Annotated in this window: 17 protein-coding genes and 1 tRNA gene; 13 read left to right on the top strand and 5 right to left on the bottom strand. The window is 70.4% G+C overall.

Features of this window, described 5'->3' with window-relative positions; genetic code table 11:
* Positions 1-175: 175 nt before the first annotated feature.
* Positions 176-505: an HGxxPAAW family protein gene (locus tag BN1197_RS15230; protein ID WP_052466805.1), complete on the top strand. Its 330-nt coding sequence runs from the start codon at positions 176-178 to the stop codon at positions 503-505.
* Between the two features lie 229 nt (positions 506-734).
* Here BN1197_RS15230 and BN1197_RS15225 read toward each other — a convergent pair whose 3' ends face one another.
* On the bottom strand, positions 735-1367 hold the full coding sequence (locus BN1197_RS15225; RefSeq protein ID WP_141397304.1) for a hypothetical protein: 633 nt from the start codon (positions 1365-1367) through the stop codon (positions 735-737).
* A gap of 132 nt (positions 1368-1499) precedes the next feature.
* Between BN1197_RS15225 and trpC the strand changes: the two genes are divergently transcribed.
* From trpC to BN1197_RS15180, 9 genes are all read left to right on the top strand, one after another.
* Entirely contained in the window at positions 1500-2309 is an 810-nt protein-coding gene (trpC, locus tag BN1197_RS15220) for an indole-3-glycerol phosphate synthase TrpC (protein WP_040160996.1), read from the top strand.
* Between the two features lie 177 nt (positions 2310-2486).
* Positions 2487-3746, top strand: coding sequence for a tryptophan synthase subunit beta (trpB, locus tag BN1197_RS15215; RefSeq protein ID WP_040160994.1), 1260 nt, complete (start codon positions 2487-2489; stop codon positions 3744-3746).
* Positions 3747-3751: 5 nt separating this feature from the next.
* A complete protein-coding gene (gene trpA, locus BN1197_RS15210; protein ID WP_040161619.1) occupies positions 3752-4600 on the top strand; it encodes a tryptophan synthase subunit alpha in 849 nt (282 codons plus the stop codon).
* A gap of 5 nt (positions 4601-4605) precedes the next feature.
* Positions 4606-5169: a MauE/DoxX family redox-associated membrane protein gene (locus tag BN1197_RS15205; protein WP_082043982.1), complete on the top strand. Its 564-nt coding sequence runs from the start codon at positions 4606-4608 to the stop codon at positions 5167-5169.
* A complete protein-coding gene (locus BN1197_RS15200; protein WP_052466803.1) occupies positions 5166-5960 on the top strand; it encodes a DsbA family protein in 795 nt (264 codons plus the stop codon). The genes BN1197_RS15205 and BN1197_RS15200 overlap by 4 nt, the downstream gene beginning before the upstream one ends.
* Positions 5957-6820 (top strand): prolipoprotein diacylglyceryl transferase, encoded by an 864-nt coding sequence (gene lgt / locus BN1197_RS15195; RefSeq protein ID WP_040160992.1) that lies wholly within the window; start codon positions 5957-5959, stop codon positions 6818-6820. The genes BN1197_RS15200 and lgt overlap by 4 nt, the downstream gene beginning before the upstream one ends.
* 144 nt (positions 6821-6964) lie before the next feature.
* The gene (gene pyk, locus BN1197_RS15190) at positions 6965-8377 is read left to right on the top strand and encodes a pyruvate kinase (RefSeq protein WP_040160990.1); all 1413 of its coding nucleotides are present in this window, start codon (positions 6965-6967) and stop codon (positions 8375-8377) included.
* A 76-nt stretch (positions 8378-8453) separates the two neighbouring features.
* Positions 8454-8536 (top strand) — tRNA-Leu (locus BN1197_RS15185).
* A 116-nt stretch (positions 8537-8652) separates the two neighbouring features.
* The gene (locus BN1197_RS15180) at positions 8653-9273 is read left to right on the top strand and encodes an ANTAR domain-containing response regulator (RefSeq protein WP_040160988.1); all 621 of its coding nucleotides are present in this window, start codon (positions 8653-8655) and stop codon (positions 9271-9273) included.
* A 111-nt stretch (positions 9274-9384) separates the two neighbouring features.
* Here the strand turns inward: BN1197_RS15180 and BN1197_RS15175 are convergent, their stop codons facing one another.
* A complete protein-coding gene (locus BN1197_RS15175; protein WP_040160986.1) occupies positions 9385-10227 on the bottom strand; it encodes a DUF554 domain-containing protein in 843 nt (280 codons plus the stop codon).
* A 258-nt stretch (positions 10228-10485) separates the two neighbouring features.
* Here BN1197_RS15175 and BN1197_RS15170 point away from each other — a divergent pair, with 258 nt between their 5' ends.
* Positions 10486-11070, top strand: a complete 585-nt coding sequence (locus tag BN1197_RS15170) for a GNAT family N-acetyltransferase (protein WP_176489778.1) — start codon at positions 10486-10488, stop codon at positions 11068-11070.
* 93 nt (positions 11071-11163) lie between these two features.
* Here the strand turns inward: BN1197_RS15170 and BN1197_RS15165 are convergent, their stop codons facing one another.
* Positions 11164-11643 carry a PaaI family thioesterase gene (locus tag BN1197_RS15165; protein ID WP_082043954.1) on the bottom strand — a complete coding sequence of 160 codons (480 nt, stop codon included), beginning with the start codon at positions 11641-11643 and terminating at the stop codon, positions 11164-11166.
* A 109-nt stretch (positions 11644-11752) separates the two neighbouring features.
* Between BN1197_RS15165 and polA the strand changes: the two genes are divergently transcribed.
* Positions 11753-14455, top strand: coding sequence for a DNA polymerase I (gene polA, locus BN1197_RS15160; RefSeq protein ID WP_040160984.1), 2703 nt, complete (start codon positions 11753-11755; stop codon positions 14453-14455).
* Between the two features lie 118 nt (positions 14456-14573).
* On the opposite strand, the gene BN1197_RS15155 is transcribed toward polA, so the two are convergent.
* Both BN1197_RS15155 and BN1197_RS15150 read right to left on the bottom strand, forming a co-directional pair.
* Positions 14574-16289, bottom strand: coding sequence for a formate--tetrahydrofolate ligase (locus BN1197_RS15155; protein ID WP_040161604.1), 1716 nt, complete (start codon positions 16287-16289; stop codon positions 14574-14576).
* 52 nt (positions 16290-16341) lie between these two features.
* Positions 16342-17334 carry a class I SAM-dependent methyltransferase gene (locus BN1197_RS15150; protein WP_176489777.1) on the bottom strand — a complete coding sequence of 331 codons (993 nt, stop codon included), beginning with the start codon at positions 17332-17334 and terminating at the stop codon, positions 16342-16344.
* A 259-nt stretch (positions 17335-17593) separates the two neighbouring features.
* On the opposite strand from BN1197_RS15150, the gene rpsA reads away from it, so the two are divergent.
* Complete coding sequence (gene rpsA, locus BN1197_RS15145) at positions 17594-19051, top strand: 30S ribosomal protein S1 (protein ID WP_040160981.1); 1458 nt, start codon at positions 17594-17596, stop codon at positions 19049-19051.
* Positions 19052-19074: the final 23 nt, after the last annotated feature.

Raw genomic sequence — 19074 nt, 5'->3', positions numbered from 1 at the left:
GGCGCGACGGGCGCATCGAGAACTGTCGTGGACGGCGACGGCACGCCGCCCAACTCGCCCCGCGCCGGTGCACATCGCGAACGGTTCGCCTGACACAATGGCCTCCGAGAGGCTCGGCCGTCCGGCCAGAGCCCGAGAACGCCTGCACCACGCACACGCCCGAGGAGTCACCTGCATGTCGGAGTCACACGGAAACAGCGTCGCCGCCTGGACGGGGGTCGTCGTCATTCTCGTCGGCACCGCTCTGATCTGCTTCGGCCTCATGTTCGCCATGCCGGTGCTGTGGATCACCGGCATCGTCGCCGTGCTCGCGGGCGTCGCGGCGTGGGTCGGGTTGAGCAAGGCCGGCTACGGCGCCCCGGGCCACGGCCCGACGCACGGAGTCACGACCAACACCACGGCCGAGCACTCGGGTGACCACGCGCGCCGCCGCACCGAGGCCACGGCGACGGACGCCCGCTCGAACGCGCGGTCGACCGGCGGTTCGCACACCCCGTCGCACTGACCCGCCTCGAGCACGGTCGAGCACCTGCCACCGCCGGCGCCGTCGACACGGCACCACCCATGCGAGGCCGGCGAGGCCGACGCCGCATATCGAACGACGAGGGGCCGCTCCCGAACGGGAGCGGCCCCTCGTCGTCGTCATCTCGTGCGCCTGTCGGGCCTTACGGGCCCCACATGTCGTGCCCAGGCACGAGACGCCGTTCACTCGCGAGCGCCCACAGGCGCTCGGGTCACGGCTGCGTGGTGGGCGAGAGTTCGTTGATGCACGCCTGCTGCTCGGCCTGGGTGGGCTTCTGCGCGCACTCGACGACCTGCTGGAACTCTCCGCTCTGAACCGCCGAACCGAGCGCGGCGAAGATGACCGCCGAGATCGCAACGCCGATCACGAGCGCGATGAGGCCCGTGACGAGACCGCCGATGGCGAGCCCCTTGCCGCCGCCGATGCCTCGTGAGGCGCGTCGCATGCCGACGATGCCGAGGATGATCGCGATGATGCCGAGCAGCACACCGAGCAGGCCGATGAACGGGATCCAGGCCACGAGGAGGGCGATGATGCCGATGACGAGCGCGGCGATCGCGGTACCCATCGGCTTCGGTCCGACCCCGTAGCTCGGGTCGACCGGACCGGCCGCGTACGCCGGGTCGGAGTACGAGGGCGAGCCTGCGCCGTACGCCTGCTGCGGGTAGGTGGGGCTGCCCTGGTGGCCGGGCTGATCGCCGTACCGCTCACCGGGGCGGTCGCCGCCGGCGCCGTACCCGGCCTGCGGTGCGTGCCCCGCGTCGTTCTGTCGACCGTCCCCGGGGGAGTTCCAGGCCGAGGACCCGGATGCGTCCGAGCTCCCCGATTCGAACTGATCGGACATGATCACTCCTCACTTGTCGTTGATGTCGCTTCGAGCGTGCCCAGCCTACGGGGAACGCCCAGGTCTGCTCGGGAGCGGCGCCGGTGCGGTGGCCGGTTGGGTCGCACGGGGCAGGAGCCGTAGCCTGGCTGCGTGGCTACGGTTCTGGACGAGATCATCGACGGTGTCCGGGAGGACATGGAGACCCGCCGCGACCGGGTGTCGCTCGAGACGCTCAAGGAACGGGCGTCCCGCACGGCTCCCGCCCGCGACGCGACCGCCGCGCTGCGGGCCCCGGGCGTGTCGGTCATCAGTGAGGTCAAGAGGTCGAGCCCGAGCAAGGGCGCACTGGCGATGATCGCCGACCCGGCCGCCCTCGCGGCCGACTACGAGGCCGGGGGAGCCTCGGCCATCAGCGTCCTCACCGAGGAACGCCGTTTCGGCGGCAGCCTCGAGGATCTGGCGGCCGTTCGCGCCAGGGTCGGCATCCCGGTGCTGCGCAAGGACTTCATGGTCTCCAGCTACCAGCTGTGGGAGGCGCGGGCCCACGGTGCCGACGTCATCCTCCTCATCGTCGCCGCGCTCGACCAGGAACGCCTCGTCGGCCTGCGGGAGCGGGCGGAATCCCTCGGCATGACCGCGCTCGTGGAGGTCCACGACGAGGAGGAGACCGAACGCGCTCTCGACGCCGGGGCGACGGTCATCGGCGTCAACAACCGCAACCTCAAGACGCTCGAGGTCGATCGCGGGACGTTCGCGCGGCTCGCTCCCCGCATCCCCGACGGCATCGTGCGGATCGCGGAGTCCGGCGTCCGGGGCCCCCACGACGTGCTCGAGTTCGCCCGGGCCGGGGCCGACGCGGTGCTCGTGGGGGAGTCGCTCGTCACGGGCGGGGATCCTCGCAGCGCCGTCGCCGACCTCGTCGCGGCCGGTGCCCACCCCGCTCTGCGCGCAGGTCGTTGACCCGGTCGTCGTGCTGGTCGCCGACACGGTCGGCCCCCGTGCCCCGTGCCACCCGTCCGGAACGACGCACCCACCGGGCACCCTCGGCCCTGCTCGGGCGTTGAGCTGACAGACTGCCCCACGAGCGCGCACGCCCCGTACGACCGTCCACGAGCTGCCACGAGAAGGATTCCGCCGATGACCACACCTGACAGACCCGGGAGGTTCGGCGGTTTCGGTGGCCGTTATGTTCCCGAGGCGCTCGTGGCCGCCCTCGACGAGCTCGACGAGGCGCGCCTGGCAGCGGGCGCCGATCCGGAGTTCCGGGCCCGGCTGGACGAGCTGCACCGCCACTACACCGGGCGCCCGAACGCCCTCACCGAGGTGCCGCGGTTCGCCGAGCACGCCGGTGGCGCACGGGTGTTCCTCAAGCGCGAGGACCTCAACCACACCGGCTCGCACAAGATCAACAACGTCCTCGGCCAGGCGCTGCTCACCGAGAAGATGGGCAAGAAGCGCATCATCGCCGAGACCGGCGCCGGTCAGCACGGGGTCGCGACCGCCACCGCGGCCGCGCTGCTCGGCCTCGAGTGCGTGGTCTACATGGGCGAGCGCGACACCGAGCGCCAGGCCCTCAACGTCGCCCGCATGCGTCTGCTCGGTGCCGAGGTCGTTCCCGTGACGCACGGCAGCCGCACGCTCAAGGATGCGATCAACGAGGCGATGCGCGACTGGGTCACGAACGTCGAGACCACCCACTACTGCATCGGCACGGTCACCGGCCCGCACCCGTTCCCCGAGATGGTCCGCGACTTCCACGCGGTCATCGGCGAGGAGGCGCGTGCCCAGATCCTCGACCGCGTCGGCCGGCTGCCCGACGCCGTGTGCGCCTGCGTGGGCGGCGGCTCCAACGCGATGGGCATCTTCACCGCGTTCCTCGACGACGACGTGCGGCTCGTCGGGGTCGAGGCCGGTGGAGAGGGTGTCGACTCCGGTCGGCACGCCGCGAGGTTCTCCGGCGGCGTCCCCGGCGTCCTCCACGGTGCCGCGACGTACGTGCTGCAGGACGAGGACGGCCAGACCATCGAGTCGCACTCGGTCTCCGCGGGGCTCGACTACCCGAGCGTCGGTCCCCAGCACGCTTACCTGCACGACTCCGGCCGCGCCGAGTACCTGAGTGCCACCGATGACGAAGCGATGGAGGCGTTCGCGCTGCTCTGTCGCACCGAGGGCATCATCCCCGCGATCGAGTCGGCGCACGCGCTGGCCGGGGCGCTCGTCGTCGGCCGCAGGCTCGGGCCCGAGGGGATCGTGCTCGTCAACCTCTCCGGCCGCGGCGACAAGGACGTCGACACCGCCGCCCGCTGGTTCGGTCTGGTCCGCGGCGAGGAGCTCGTCGAGGCCGAGCAGCTCAGGGCCGAGGAGCCGGTGCAGGACGCCGAGGGGAGTGGGTGGTGAACGCCGTGTCGAACGAGGCTGTCACGAGCGCCGGGGCCAGCGGCCACGAGCGGCTCGCCGAGGTGTTCGCTCGGGCTGCGGCAGAGAACCGGGCCGTGCTCGTCGCCTACCTGCCGGTGGGCTACCCGAGCGTCGAGCGGTCCATCGACGCGATGCGCGCGGTGGTCGAGGCCGGCGCCGACATCGTCGAGGTCGGTGTGCCGTACAGCGACCCGCTCATGGACGGCCCCGTCATCCAGAACGCCGCACACGTCGCGCTCACCGGAGGAGTGCGCCTGAGCGACGTGTTCGCCGCAGTGCGGGCGATCACCGACGCCGGGGGAGTGGCGGTGCCGATGACGTACTGGAACCCGGTGCTCCGCTACGGTCCGCAGCGGTTCGCCGCCGACCTCGCGGCAGCCGGTGGCGCCGGGCTCATCACCCCCGATCTCACGCCCGACGAGGCGCAGGAATGGCGCTCCGCCGCGGCGGCACACGGCCTCGACCCCGTGTTCCTCATCGCACCGAGCAGCACCGACGACCGCCTGGCCATGACGTGCGAGGCCTGCCCGGGCTTCGTGTACGTCGCCTCGACGATGGGCGTCACCGGGGCACGTGCCTCGGTGGGCGAAGGCGCTCGGGTGCTCGTCGAGCGGGCTCGAGCGGTCACCGATCGGCCCCTCGCCGTCGGACTCGGGGTGTCGACCGGCGATCAGGCGGCCGAGGTCGCGTCGTTCGCCGACGGAGTCATCGTCGGCTCGGCTCTCGTCTCCCGGCTCGAACCGGCGAAGGGGCAGGACTTCTCCACGAACCTCGGCCGGCTGCGCGAGCTCGCCGAGGAGCTGGCGGCAGGTGTGAGAAAGGGACGCGCGTGAACGAGATGCAGCCCGCCGACGTCGCGCAGCGCCGCGAAGACGAACCCGGCGGCGGCCGCGTGGCGACCGACGAGACGCCGACCGGTCAGTCCCGGGGCAGGGTCGCCGGCCTGTGGATCGGGCTCCTCGCCCGTCTCGTCCTGGGCGGCGTCCTTCTCGTCGCCGGGGCGCTCAAGGTCGGACACCCCCTGGCCGCCGCCCGGGCCGCGCAGGCCTACGAGATCCTGCCGTTCGAGGTCGCCGGAGTCGTCGGCCTCGCCCTGCCGGTCGTCGAGATCCTCCTCGGGGCCCTTCTCGTCCTCGGCCTCTTCACCCGCGCCGCCGCGCTCGGCGGCATGATCCTCCAGCTCGTGTTCATCGCCGCGATCGCCTCGGTGTGGGCACGCGGCATCAGCATCGACTGCGGCTGCTTCGGCAGTGGCGGCGCCGTCGCCCCCGAGGACACGCAGTACGGCTGGGACATCGCCCGCGACGTCGGTCTCGCCCTCTGCGGGCTGTGGCTCGTCGTGCGCCCGCACTCCCGCTTCGCCCTCGACTCGAGAATCTCGCCCGAAAGGACCCCTGCATGAGCACCGCCTCCAACGGCTCCCACGACCGGAGCGCCCGACAGGCCAAGATCCAGGCCGCCGCGCCCAAGGAGAGCAAGCTCAAGCCGATCCTCGCCGTGATCGTCGCGCTCGTCGCGATCGCGGGCATCGGCGCCGCGATCTACTTCGGCACCAAGAGCAACGACACGGGAGCGACCAACGGCAAGCTGCCGCGCGGAGCGGTGTCGGAGACCGGCGGCATCATGCTCAACGCCACGGACCCCGGTGCGGGCGTCCCCGTCCTCGACATCTACGAGGACTTCCAGTGCCCGGCGTGCGGCTTCTACCACGAGCAGCTCGGCTCGACCGTGGACCAGCTCGCCTCCTCGGGCAAGGCCAAGGTCGTCATCCACCTCAAGAGCTTCCTCGACGCGGGCATCCCCGGTGAGAAGTCGCTCAAGGCGGCCAATGCCGCAGCCTGCGCCTCCAACTCCTCACCCGAGGCGTTCGTCAAGATGCACGACGGGATCTTCGCCACGCAGCCCGAGCAGGAGGGCGACGGCTGGCCCGACATGACGTTCTCCGACCTCGCTCAGAAGGCAGGCATCACCGGCGAGGCGAAGAAGGCGTACGACCAGTGCGTCGCCGACGTCACCTACGAGTCCTACCTCAAGAAGGTCGACGAGCAGTCCACCAAGGACGGCGTCAAGGGCACCCCGACCTACCGCATCAACGGCAAGGACTTCGACCTGCGGACGCTCGTCGACCAGCAGGCTCAGAAGGTCGACTCCCAGGGCCTCGTCAAGGCCATCGAGGACGCGACGCAGAAGTGATCGCCGCGATCCCGAGCCCGGAGCAGGCGGTCTGGTACCTCGGCCCTCTGCCCATCCGCGCCTACGCTCTGTGCATCCTCGCGGGCATCGTGGTCGCGCTGTGGTGGACGGGCCGGCGTCTCGACGCGCGCGGAGCGTCCGAGGACGCGGTGTGGGACATCGCGATCTGGGCCATTCCGTTCGGGATCATCGGTGGTCGGCTGTATCACGTCATCACCACGCCGGGGCCGTACTTCGGCCCCGGCGGGCACCCGCTCGACGCGCTGAAGATCTGGAACGGCGGCCTGGGAATCTGGGGGGCCGTCGCGCTCGGCGCGCTCGGCGGCTGGATCGGGTGCCGGCGCACGGGGGTGTCGTTCCGCGACCTCGGGACGGCGATCGCTCCCGCGCTTCCGGTGGCGCAGGCCATCGGCCGCTGGGGCAACTGGTTCAACAACGAGTTGTACGGCGGGCCGACCGATGCGCCCTGGGGTCTGCAGATCCACGCCTGGGACGCCTCCCGCGGTGAGGCGGTGCGCGACGCGGCCGGCAACGCGATCGTGCTGGGCACCTTCCAGCCGACCTTTCTGTACGAATCGCTGTGGTGCCTCGTCATCGCGGCACTGCTCGTGCTGCTGGAGAGGACGCGGCGGCCCGCGGCCGGGCAACTGTTCGCGGCGTACATCATGCTCTACACCCTCGGCCGGGGCGTGATCGAGAGCCTGCGCATCGACGAGGCCCAGATGGTTCTCGGGTTGCGCCTCAACGTCTGGACCTCGGTGGTCGTGTTCTGTCTCGGCGCCTTCCTGTGGTGGCTCTGGCGGCCGCGCGGGGAGTCCGCCGACCGGGCTCGACCGACCGCGGCGGCGACCCGCGACTGAGCCGCGGGAGTCGACCGCGGCCACCCTCCGATCGTCCGATCGCGCCCGGTTCTCCCGCACGGGTTCACTCAACGTTCACGTCGCGGAGGGGACCGGTGCTCCCGCCGGTGCGCGTGCCCGAAGGGGCCCACCTACGATGGAGTCATGCGTCGCGCGAAGATCGTCAGCACTCTGGGCCCGGCCGTCAACTCCAAGGAGGACATCCGTCGCCTCGTCGACGCCGGCATCGACGTCGCCCGCATCAACCGTTCGCACGGCTCGCACGAGGAGCACGAGCAGCAGATCAGGTGGGTGCACGAGGCCGCCGCCGAGTCCGGCCGCGCCGTGGCCATCCTCGTCGACCTGCAGGGGCCGAAGATCCGCACCGGACGCTTCTCCGGCGGGCCGATCCACCTCGCGGTCGGCGACACGTTCACGATCACCGTCGACGACGTCGACGGCAACCAGGAGCGGGTCTCCACGACGTTCAAGGGCTTGCCCGGCGACGTGCGCGCCGGGGACACCCTGCTCATCGACGACGGCAAGATCACGCTGCGCGCGACCGAGGTCTCTGCCACCGACGTCGTCTGCACCGTGGTCGAGGGCGGCACCGTCAGCAACAACAAGGGCATCAACCTGCCCGGTGTCGCGGTGAGCGTTCCCGCGCTGTCGGAGAAGGACGAGGACGACCTGCGCTGGGCCCTGCGGGTCGGTGCCGACTGGATCGCGTTGTCCTTCGTCCGCGATGCCGCCGACATCACGCGGGTGCACGAGATCATGGCCGAGGTCGGGCTCTCCCGGCCCGTCATCGCCAAGGTCGAGAAGCCCCAGGCGGTCGCCAACCTCGAGGAGATCGTCCGCGCCTTCGACGGCATCATGGTCGCCCGCGGCGACCTCGGGGTCGAGATGCCGCTGGAGGAGGTCCCGCTCGTGCAGAAGCGAGCCGTCGAGCTCGCTCGCCGCGATGCCAAGCCGGTCATCGTCGCCACTCAGGTGCTCGAGTCGATGATCGAGAACTCCCGCCCCACCCGGGCGGAGGCCTCGGACTGCGCCAACGCCGTGCTCGACGGCGCCGACGCGATCATGCTCTCGGGCGAGACGAGTGTGGGCGCCTGGCCGATCGTCGCGGTGCAGACGATGGCGCGCATCATCGAGAACACCGAGGATCACGGCCTCGGGCGCATCCCGCCGCTGGGAACCAACCCGAGCACCACCGGTGGCGCCATCACCAAGGCGGCGGCCGAGATCGGCAACTTCCTCAACGCCAAGTACCTCGTGACGTTCACGAGTTCTGGCGACTCCGCCCGCCGCATGTCGCGGGTGCGGCCCAAACTGCCGATGCTCGCGTTCACCCAGAAGCCGCACACCCGTCGCAGGCTGGCGCTGACCTGGGGCATCACCGCGTTCAACCTCCCGGAGATGGAGGACACCACCGCGATGGTGGCGGCGGTCGACCGCGTGCTGCTCGAGCAGGGTCGCTGCACGCACGGCGACACCATCGTCGTCGTCGCCGGGCGGCCCCACGGCGTGCCGGGCTCGACCAACGCGTTGCAGGTCCACCGCGTCGGCGGCCTGTGACGCACGCACACCGGGTCGTGGCGAGGCGTGGCCGGAGCATCGGCCGGGCGCCGCTAGACTGGACCGCGCACACCCGGCCGGGGTGGTGGAATGGCAGACACGGAGCACTCAAAATGCTTTGGCCGCAAGGCCGTGCGGGTTCAAGTCCCGCCCTCGGCACCCGAATTCGCACCTGCGCCGCGTTCTAACAGCGCCACGAGAGCGCGTCTGGGCGACGAGACCCCGAACGCGGCCCACGTTTCGAACCCCCAGGCAGGGCCCCGTATTCTGGCGTCGTGACTTCAACGGAGAACTCCACCACCGCCGGCGTGCCCGACGAGACCGGGCTGCGCATCGTCATCGCCGAGGACGAGGCACTCATCCGTCTCGACCTCGCCGAGATGCTCGAGGAGGCCGGGTACACCGTGGTCGCCCAGGCCGGTGACGGAGCCCAGGCCGTCGAGGCCATCCGGGAACACCGGCCCGACCTCGCCATCATGGACATCAAGATGCCCGAGATGGACGGGCTCACCGCGGCCAAGACCGTCGGCGACGAGAAGATCGCCCCGGTCGTCATGCTCACCGCCTTCAGCGACAAGGATCTCGTCGAACGCGCCCGCGACGCCGGGGTCATGGCCTACGTGGTCAAGCCGTTCACGATCGACGACCTCCGCCCGGCCATCGACATCGCGCGCTCCCGCTGGCTGGAGTGGCAGGCGCTCACCGCCGAGGTCGCCGACCTCTCCGAGCGTCTCGAGACCCGCAAGGCCGTCGACCGCGCCAAGGGGATCCTCATGAAGCAGCTCAAGCTCAGTGAGCAGGACGCCTTCCGCTGGATCCAGAAGACCGCGATGGACCGGCGCCTCGGCATGAAGGACGTCGCCGACGCGGTCATCAGCGGCCTCCCGCAGAAGTAGTTCCGACCGCCACCGGCACCTCTCCGCTCGAACAGGCGTTTTCACCCCGGAATCGGGGTGAAAACGCCTGTTCGGCCGAGGGGGCGGGGTGAAAGAGCCTGTGCGGGCGGATCAGTGCACAGCCGTGATCGCGGCGGTGAGCAGAGGGGCGACGATCAGAGCGGGGAGAAGGTCACCCACCCGGATCTGGCGGATGTCGAGGAGCCGCAGACCGATGCCGGCGAGCATGAGGCCGCCTGTCGCGGTCAACGCCATGATCTGCGCCTCCGGCATGACCGTGCCCAGCACCATCCCCACGATCGTCAGCGCGCCCTGGATGAGGAGCACCGACACGGCCGAGAACAGCACTCCGGGGCCGAACGTCGACGCGAACGCGATCGCCGCGAAGAAGTCGAGCGCCGACTTGACGGCGAGTTGATCGATGCCGCGGCCGAGACCGTCGTTGATCGAGCCGAGGATCGTCAGAGGCCCGACGCAGAAGAGCAGGGTCGCTGTCAGCCATCCTTCGATGAACCGTTCCCTGGCCGCGACGTCCTCGTTCCGGACCTGGTCTGTTGTCGTCGCAGACTCCGGGGCCACGGCGCTCTCGTCGATCTCCGACGACCTCGACGAACGTGAGCGGCGCGAGTGCACGAGGCGATCTCGGACCACCGTGACGAGTGACTCGAGCCTCGCCTCCACCCCGAGCGCCGACCCGGCGATGCCGCCGAGGACGAGGCTGCCCAGGACGATGAGCACCGGCGCCGATCCTCCGACCGCCGCCGAGAAGGCCGGGGAGGTGACCGACATGGCCGACAGGGCTGCGATGAGCAGGGTCACGAGTCCCAGGCAGTCGGTGACGATCTTCTTGATGTGCTCGGGCAGGCGGTGCCCGGCCGCCATGCCGATGAGCGCTCCGGCCACGACCGCGATCGTGTTGACGAGGGTGCCGGCCCCGGGGAAGAGCGAAGTCATGGGGGTCACAGTAGAGCCGGATGAGCAGGGGGAGCCCACGCGTCCGTCTCTCGCCGACCGTTCACCGGCATGCCGGCGGGCACATGAAGGGAGGGCGAGACGCAGTCGACGTTACGGCTCGGTACCGAGTCGGACGCTCGACCACTATGCTCATCCCATCCGTGCCGTTCCCCCTGAATCGAGACGGCCGGGTGCTCTGCCCGCCCCCGTGTCGTCGAGATGCCGGGACACCGCCTTCTTCCTGCCGAGGTGACCGTCGTGGCCCGTCTCCAGCCGTCCGTCGTGCCCATGTCGCACGACGATCTCGCCCCCCTGGCCGCGCTGTGGGTGGAGCGCCGCGGCGAGGAGGGCCACTCCCGTGACGCGGCTCGGCGCGCCGTCGACGAGGGGCGTTTCGCCGAGGCCGTCGGGCGGGACTACGTCACGGTGCTCACCGCCGTCCTCGACGGCGCGCTGGTCGGCTACGTCTGGCTGTCTGCCCTGCCGATGACGGCGCACGTCGACGTGCCCTCGATCGGCATCGAGGACGTGTACGTCGTTCCCGAGGCGCGCGGCCAGGGGGTCGGCCGCTGCCTGCTGACCGCGGTCGCGACCCACGCGCACAAGCGCGGTGTCGACCACCTCGGGTGTGCCGTGCCCACTCAGGCCAAGGACGCCAACCGCACGCTGGCCCGGCTCGGGTTCGCCGCGACGGTCACACGGCGCATGGCCCAGACCACGACGCTCATGCGCCGTCTGCGGGGCTCCGAGCCGCGGGCCAACCTCGACCAGCTCCTGCTGCAGCGTCGTCGCCGCGCCCAGCGTGCGCGGCCCACGCCCGAGCCCGTCGCCGCGCATTCCTGACCACACGAGCTCTACCCACGACGAGGCGCCCCCGACATGGTCAGGGGCGCCTCATGACGGCTGCGTCGCCGAGGCCGGGTCACGACCTCGGACTCAGGACGCCGGCGGCCGCTCCCGCACGAGGCAGGTGAGACGAGAGGTGCACAGCCGCTTGCCGTGCTCGTCGTCGATGACGATCTCGTAGGTGGCGACGCTGTTGCCGAGGTGGATGGCGCGAGCGACACCGGTCACGACGCCCGAGCGGGCGGCGCGGTGGTGGGTGCAGTTGAGCTCGACGCCGACGGCGGCCCGCCCTTCGCCCGCGTGGACCGATGCCGCGTAGGAGCCGAGCGTCTCGGCGAGCACGGCGTTGGCCCCGCCGTGGAGGATCCCGTACGGCTGGACGTTGCCCTCCACCGGCATCGTGCCCGTCGCACCGTCGGCGGTCACCTCGTGGACCTCGATTCCCATGCGCTCCATGAGCGTTCCGGAGTAGCCGTCGCCGACGACGTGCTGGCCGATTCGCCCGAGGACGTTCTCCCGGGCGGCGTCGCGCTTCTCGACGTCGTGCTTCTCGGCGGTGGGGTCGGTCATCGGGATCTCCTCGGGTGTCCGGGCGAGCCGGGGTCGGTGGTCGTCCGCGCGGATCGGGCCGGCGGTCGCCTCACGACGGTTGTCGGAGGGTGCGTCTAGGCTCGCATGCGTGAGCCGACTTCTCCTTCTCGACGGACATTCCCTCGCCTACCGGGCCTTCTTCGCGCTGCCGGCCGAGAACTTCTCCACCACCACGGGGCAGACGACGAACGCGGTCTACGGCTTCACGGCGATGCTCATCAACGTGCTCCGCGACGAGAACCCCACGCACCTCGCGGTGGCGTTCGACGTGTCGCGGCAGACGTTCCGCACCGAGGAGTACTCGGAGTACAAGGCCACGCGTTCGAAGACGCCCGATGAGTTCCGCGGGCAGGTCTCGCTGCTCAAGGAGGTGCTCGACGCGCTGCGCATCGTCCACGTCGAGGTCGACGGGTACGAGGCCGACGACATCATCGCGACCCTCGCCACGCAGGCCGGCGTCCAGGAGCAGGAGGGCGACGCGGCGTTCGACGAGGTGCTCATCGTCACGGGTGACCGCGACGCGCTGCAGCTCGTCAACGGCGCCACCACGGTGTTGTACCCGGTCAAGGGTGTGTCCGAGCTCGCCCGCATGACACCCGACGCGGTCGAGGCCAAGTACGGGGTCCGGCCCGAGCGCTACCCCGACCTCGCGGCGATGGTGGGGGAGTCCTCCGACAACCTGCCGGGCGTGCCGGGCGTCGGGCCCAAGACGGCGGCCAAGTGGCTCGGCCAATACGGCGACCTCACGGGTGTCGTCGCCAACGTCACGGCCATCAAGGGCAAGGCGGGCGAGAACCTGCGCGAGCACCTGGACGGGGTGTTGCGCAACCGGCGCCTCAACGCCCTCGTGCGCGACGTCCCCCTGCCGGTGACGCTCGCCGATCTCGAGCGCACGGGCTGGGACCGTGACGAGGTCCACCGCGTCTTCGACAGCCTCGAGTTCCGGGTGCTGCGCGATCGCTTGTTCACGACGTTCGAGACCGCGCCGGAGGAGGCGGCGGGGGAGGCGCTCGACGTCGACGGCGTCATCCTCGACTCGGCCGAGGTCGGCCCGTGGCTCGACGCCCACTCCCCGGCGGGTGTCCCGGTGGGGGTGGCCGTTCTCGGCACGTGGGCCAAGGGCCTCGGTGACGCCGACGGCATCGCGATCGCCGGTGAGGACGAGGACGCGGTCGCGTTCCTGCGGGTCGACGAGCTCGACCCCGACGCCGAGGCGGCGGTCGGCGCCTGGCTCGCCGACTCCGGGCGGCCCAAGGTGTTCCACGACGCCAAGTCGCAGATGCGCATGCTCGGCGAGCGCGGGTGGCCGGTCGAAGGACTCGCCGGAGACACGGCGGTGTCGGCCTACCTCGTGCGTCCCGACCAACGCAGCTACGACCTGGCCGACCTCAGCGTCCGGTATCTGCACCGTGAGCTCTACGCCCCCGAGAAGGAGGCCTCCGGTCAGGGCACGCTCGACTTCTCCGTCGGCGAGGGTGACACCGAGTCGCAGCAGACGATGAGCCGAGCCCGTGCGGTGCTCGACCTGTGGAAGGTGCTCGCCGACAAGGTCGAGGAGGCGGGCGGAGCCGAGTTGCTCCGCGACGTGGAGCTGCCGCTCGTGGGCGTCCTCGCAGGCATGGAGCAGGTCGGCATCGCGGCCGACCTCGAGGCGCTGGAGAGCCTCGAGTCGCACTTCGCCACCAAGGTGGCGCAGGCCCAGTCCGACGCCTTCGACGCGATCGGCCACGAGGTCAACCTGGGCTCGCCCAAGCAGCTCCAGGTCGTGCTCTTCGACGAGCTCGACATGCCCAAGACCAAGAAGACCAAGACGGGCTGGACCACCGACGCCGACGCCCTCGCCGACCTCTACGTCAAGACCGAGCACCCGTTCCTCGAGGCGTTGCTGCGCCACCGGGACGCCACCCGTCTGCGTGTCACGGCCGAGGGGCTCATCAAGTCGATCGCCGCCGACGGCCGCATCCACACCACCTACCAGCAGACCATCGCGGCCACCGGCCGGTTGTCCTCGACCGACCCCAACCTGCAGAACATCCCGATCCGCACCGACGAGGGGCGCCGCATCCGTTCGGTGTTCGTCGTCGGCGAGGGGTACGAGACCCTCATGTCGGCCGACTACTCCCAGATCGAGATGCGCATCATGGCCCACCTCTCGGGCGACGCGGGGCTCATCGAGGCCTACCGCAGCGGCGAGGACCTCCACCGGTTCGTCGGCAGCCGGGTCTTCGGCGTCGAGCCGGCCGAGGTGACGGCGTCGATGCGCAGCAAGGTCAAGGCGATGTCCTACGGCCTGGCCTACGGTCTCTCGTCGTTCGGCCTGTCCAAGCAGCTCTCGATCAGCACGGCCGAGGCCAAGGAGCTCATGGACGAGTACTTCCTGCGTTTCGGCGGCGTGCGCGACTACCTGCGCCAGGTGGTCGACGACGCCCGGGCCGTCGGTTACACGGAAACGATGCTCGGCCGCCGCCGCTACCTGCCCGACCTCGGCTCCGACAACCGACAGCGCCGCGACATGGCCGAACGCATGGCCCTCAACGCCCCGATCCAGGGATCGGCGGCAGACATCATCAAGGTCGCGATGCTGCGCGTCGAGGAGGCCCTGCGCGAGCGCGAGCTGCGATCCCGGGTGCTGCTCCAGGTGCACGACGAACTCGTGCTCGAGATCGCTCCGGGTGAGCTCGACGAGGTCACCGAGCTCGTCCGCGACCGCATGGGTTCGGCGGTCGACCTCGACGTCCCCCTCGAGGTCAGCATCGGCACCGGGCGATCCTGGCACGACGCCGAGCACTGAGGTCACGCGGAGCAGCATCGGCACCGGGCCTCGCGCCGACTCGCGACAGATGCACCGCGGGGGCACCGCACACGTGGTGTGCGATGCCCCCGCGGTCGAGCGACCCGATGTCGGGCGATCAGAACAGGCCGTGCACCGTGCCGTCGGCGTCGATGTCGATCCGCATCGCGGCCGGGGACTTCGAGAGGCCCGGCATCGTCATCATGTTGCCGCAGATGGCGTACACGTAGCCCGCGCCCGCGGCGAGGCGCACCTCCCGCACGGGCAGCGTCCAGCCGGTGGGCGCGCCCTTGAGCGAGGGGTCGTGCGAGAGCGACATCTGGGTCTTGGCGATGAGCACCGGCAGGTTGCCGAAGCCCTGCTGCTCGTACATCTTGAGCGACTTCGCGGCGGCCGGTGAGAGCTCGATGCCGTCGGCGCCGTAGACCTTCGTCGCGATCTTCGTGAGCTTCTCCTCGAGCGAATCCTCGAACGCGTAGGTCGGCGTGAAGTGGGTCTCGTCCTCGCACGCCTCGACGACGACCTTCGCGAGCTCGATGGCTCCCTCGCCGCCGTCGGCGACGTGGGTGGAGACGGCGACGCGGGCACCCATCTTCTCGGCGACCTCGCGGACGACCTGGTGCTCGGAGTCGAAGTCGGTGGGGAACGCGTTGATCGCGACGACGGGCTGGACGCCGAAGTCGCGGATGATCTGGATGTGCTTGCGCAGGTTGTCGCAACCCGCCTCGACGTCCTCGGGCGACTCCTGCAGCATGCCCTCGGGCAGCGGCTTGCCGGCCTTGACCTCGTACCGCCCGGAGTGCGACTTGAGCGCTCGGATCGTCACGACGAGCACGGCGGCCGACGGGGTGAGCCCGGCCGCGCGGCACTTGACGTTGAAGAAGCGCTCGGCGCCCATGTCGGCGGCGAAACCGGCCTCCGTGAGGAGGATGTCGCCGGCCTTGATGCCGACGCGGTCGGCGATGATCGAGGAGTTGCCGGTGGCGATGTTGCCGAAGGGCCCGGTGTGGATGAACGCCGGCGTGTGTTCGAGCGTCTGCATGAGGTTGGGCATGAGGGCGTCCTTGAGGAGGACGGCCATCGCTCCCGCGCAGCCGATCTGCTCGGCGGTGACGGGCTGCTTGTCCTTGGTGAAGCCCACGACGATGCGGCCGAGGCGCTGGCGCAGATCGGCGAGGGAGGTGGCGAGGGCCATGATGACCATGACCTCCGAGGCTGCGGTGATGTCGAACCCGGTCTGACGGGTGACGCCGTCGGTCTTGGGCCCGCAGCCCTCGATGATGTGACGCAGCGACCGGTCGTTCATGTCCATGACCCGGCCCCACTGGATCTCGTCGAGGCCGAGCTCGTTGCCGAAGTGCAGGTGGCTGGCCACCATGGCCGCCAGCAGGTTGTGCGCGGCGGTGATGGCGTGGAAGTCACCCGTGAGGTGGAGGTTGAGCGTCTCCATCGGCACGATCTGGGAGTACCCGCCGCCCGCGGCGCCGCCCTTGATGCCGAACACCGGGCCGAGCGAGGGCTGACGCAGCGCGAGCACGGGCTTGCGGCCGATCTTCGCCAGACCCTGCGCGAGACCGACGGCCGTCGTCGTCTTGCCCTCGCCGAGCGGGGTGGGGGTGACGGCGGTGACGACGACGTACTTCGCGTCGGGGCGGTCGGCCATGGCGTCGATCGCCTCGAGCTCGACCTTGGCGACACTCCGGCCGTACGGCACGAGGAACTTCTCGTCGATGCCCACCATGGCAGCGACCTCGGGGATGGGCGCGAGCTCCGCGTCCTGGGCGATCTCGATGTCTGAGGGGAGCGGTTTCCGATTGCTGGTCACAGAGGCCATGATGCGCTTCGAGCGCATGAGCCGTCAGGGGATTCTCCAGAACCGGACGTGTCTATCGACCAGGCCGCGCGTCACGGGGGACCGTCTCCTTCTCGCACACGAAGATCGCGGTGCCGGGCAGCAGGCGTCCGCGCAGGGGACTCCATCCACCCCACGTCGCGGTGTTCTCTGCCGGCCATTCGGGCTCGACGAGGTCGACGAGACGCAGGCCCGCGGCGGCGATGTCGCGGATCCGGTCGCCGAGGGTCCGGTGATGCTCCGCGTACTCGAGTCCGGCGTCGCTGCGCTCGGAGTACGGAGTCCGGTCGAAGTACGACATCGTCGCGGTGAGCCCGGCCTCCCCGGGCGCGTCCGGGAACGCCCAGCGGATCGGGTGGGTCGTCGAGAACACGAGCCGGCCGCCGGGACGCAGCACCCGCGCGCATTCCCGCACGAGCAGCGCGCCGTCGGCGACGAACGGCACTGCGCCGTAGGCCGAGAAGACGATGTCGAACGTGTCGTCGGGGAACGGCAGCGCACACGCATCGGCCTGGGCGAGCGGAACCATCGGGCCGGCCTCCTGCTCGCTGCACGGGGCGGCGTCGCCCCGCGCGGCGTCGATCCGCGCCGCGCGCCGCAGCATCCCCATCGAGAGGTCGGTGGCGACGACCCGCGCCCCTCGATCCGCCGCGTAACGGGCGCCCTGAGCGGCGCCGGCACCGAACTCGAGGACGAGGCGGCCCTCGAGCTCGCCCAGAACGCCGAGACTCTCCTCGCGCACGCCCTCCGGCCCCCACACGAGGTCCGCGTCCCCGAGGAACGCGCCGTGCTCGGCGTAGTAGGCCTCCGCCTCGGCGTCCCACCACCGGCGATTGGCCGTCGTCGTCTCTGTCGCGCCGACGGGGCGGTCGTACCCGGCGCGCACGTCCTCGTCCGACAACCGTCCTCCGGTGCTCTCGTCGTCCGGCCTCATCCCGCTCGGCTCTTCCGACGCGTTCCAGGCGGCCGACGGGCGTGTCGCACCGGGGTCCCAGGGATCGGTGACAGGGTGGATGTCGTCGCTCATCGCGGCCCAGTCTGCCGTGCGCGGACCGGCTTTACGTCGTGCGAGCCCGCTGGATACACTGAACGGGTGCGTCCGCTGTGTCCACGGGCGCGCGTGGTCGAACTCTCCGACCGACCGGCCTCCTCGATCGTCGCCACGGCGATCCCGCCGTCTCGATCCGTTCGCCCACCAGCAGCAATCTTGTTCACACCTGTCCAATGAGGGCCTCGGCGTCCGCCGCGGCCCCCCGACCAACTGTCCACATCGGAGTCCCCACTACATGACTGTCAGCCACCCCGAGATCGCGATCAACGACATCGGATCCGAGGAAGAACTCCTCGCCGCCATCGATTCGACCTTCAAGCACTTCAACGACGGCGACATCGTCGAGGGCGTCATCGTCAAGGTCGATCGCGACGAGGTTCTTCTCGACATCGGCTACAAGACCGAGGGCGTCATCCCCTCGCGCGAGCTCTCCATCAAGCACGACGTCGACCCCAACGAGGTCGTCGGCGTCGGCGACGAGGTCGAGGCCCTGGTCCTCCAGAAGGAGGACAAGGAGGGTCGGCTGATCCTGTCCAAGAAGCGCGCCCAGTACGAGCGCGCGTGGGGCACCATCGAGAAGGTCAAGGAGGAGGACGGCGTCGTCACCGGCACCGTCATCGAGGTCGTCAAGGGCGGCCTCATCCTCGACATCGGCCTGCGCGGCTTCCTGCCGGCCTCTCTCGTCGAGATGCGGCGTGTGCGCGACCTCCAGCCGTACGTCGGCCAGGAGATCGAGGCCAAGATCATCGAGCTCGACAAGAACCGCAACAACGTCGTGCTCTCCCGCCGTGCGTGGCTCGAGCAGACCCAGTCCGCGGTGCGCACGAGCTTCCTGCAGGAGCTCGGCAAGGGCCAGGTCCGCGAGGGTGTCGTCTCCTCGATCGTGAACTTCGGTGCGTTCGTCGACCTCGGCGGTGTCGACGGTCTCGTCCACGTCTCCGAGCTCTCGTGGAAGCACATCGACCACCCCTCCGAGGTCGTCGAGGTCGGTCAGAAGGTCACCGTCGAGGTCCTCGACGTCGACATGGACCGCGAGCGTGTCTCCCTGTCGCTCAAGGCGACGCAGGAGGACCCGTGGCAGCACTTCGCCCGCACCCACGCCATCGGCCAGGTCGTGCCGGGCAAGGTCACCAAGCTCGTCCCGTTCGGTGCGTTCGTGCGCGTCGACGACGGCATTGAGGGTCTGGTGCACATCTCCGAGCTCGCCGAGCGTCACGTCGAGCTGCCCGAGCAGGTCGTCCAGGTCGGCCAGGAGATCTTCGTCAAGGTCATCGACATCGACCTCGAGCGTCGCCGCATCTCCCTCTCGCTGAAGCAGGCCAACGACGCCGCGGTCGCGAACATGGAGTTCGACCCGACGCTCTACGGCATGGCCGCCGAGTACGACGAGCAGGGCAACTACAAGTACCCCGAGGGCTTCGACCCGGAGTCCAACGAGTGGCTCGAGGGTTACGAGGAGGCCCGCGAGAAGTGGGAGCGGCAGTACGCCGAGGCCCACGCTCGCTGGGAGGCGCACCGCACGCAGGTCGAGGAGGCCCTCAAGGCCGACGCCGAGGCCGCCGCCACCGGTGGCACCGAGGCCGCGACCTCGTACTCCTCCGGCGGCACCACAGAGTCGCAGGTCAGCACCGAGGGCACCCTCGCCTCCGACGAGGCCCTCGCCGCGCTGCGCGAGAAGCTCACGGGCAACTGATCCTCGCCGCCGCGGCCACCGGC

Source organism: Mobilicoccus massiliensis, assembly GCF_000826525.2.
Classification (GTDB): domain Bacteria; phylum Actinomycetota; class Actinomycetes; order Actinomycetales; family Dermatophilaceae; genus Mobilicoccus; species Mobilicoccus massiliensis.
Note: the sequence above shows the minus strand (reverse complement) of the source record. Positions and strands in the feature narration are given on the sequence as shown.

Excerpts from the sequence above, each read along its gene's own strand:
- BN1197_RS15230 (WP_052466805.1), top strand. The coding sequence starts at position 176 with ATGTCGGAGTCACACGGAAACAGCGTCGCCGCCTGGACGGGGGTCGTC.
- BN1197_RS15225 (WP_141397304.1), bottom strand. The coding sequence starts at position 1,367 with ATGTCCGATCAGTTCGAATCGGGGAGCTCGGACGCATCCGGGTCCTCG.
- trpB (WP_040160994.1), top strand. The coding sequence starts at position 2,487 with ATGACCACACCTGACAGACCCGGGAGGTTCGGCGGTTTCGGTGGCCGT.
- BN1197_RS15205 (WP_082043982.1), top strand. The coding sequence starts at position 4,606 with ATGCAGCCCGCCGACGTCGCGCAGCGCCGCGAAGACGAACCCGGCGGC.
- BN1197_RS15200 (WP_052466803.1), top strand. The coding sequence starts at position 5,166 with ATGAGCACCGCCTCCAACGGCTCCCACGACCGGAGCGCCCGACAGGCC.
- pyk (WP_040160990.1), top strand. The coding sequence starts at position 6,965 with ATGCGTCGCGCGAAGATCGTCAGCACTCTGGGCCCGGCCGTCAACTCC.
- BN1197_RS15175 (WP_040160986.1), bottom strand. The coding sequence starts at position 10,227 with ATGACTTCGCTCTTCCCCGGGGCCGGCACCCTCGTCAACACGATCGCG.
- BN1197_RS15165 (WP_082043954.1), bottom strand. The coding sequence starts at position 11,643 with ATGACCGACCCCACCGCCGAGAAGCACGACGTCGAGAAGCGCGACGCC.
- BN1197_RS15155 (WP_040161604.1), bottom strand. The coding sequence starts at position 16,289 with ATGGCCTCTGTGACCAGCAATCGGAAACCGCTCCCCTCAGACATCGAG.
- BN1197_RS15150 (WP_176489777.1), bottom strand. The coding sequence starts at position 17,334 with ATGAGCGACGACATCCACCCTGTCACCGATCCCTGGGACCCCGGTGCG.
- rpsA (WP_040160981.1), top strand. The coding sequence starts at position 17,594 with ATGACTGTCAGCCACCCCGAGATCGCGATCAACGACATCGGATCCGAG.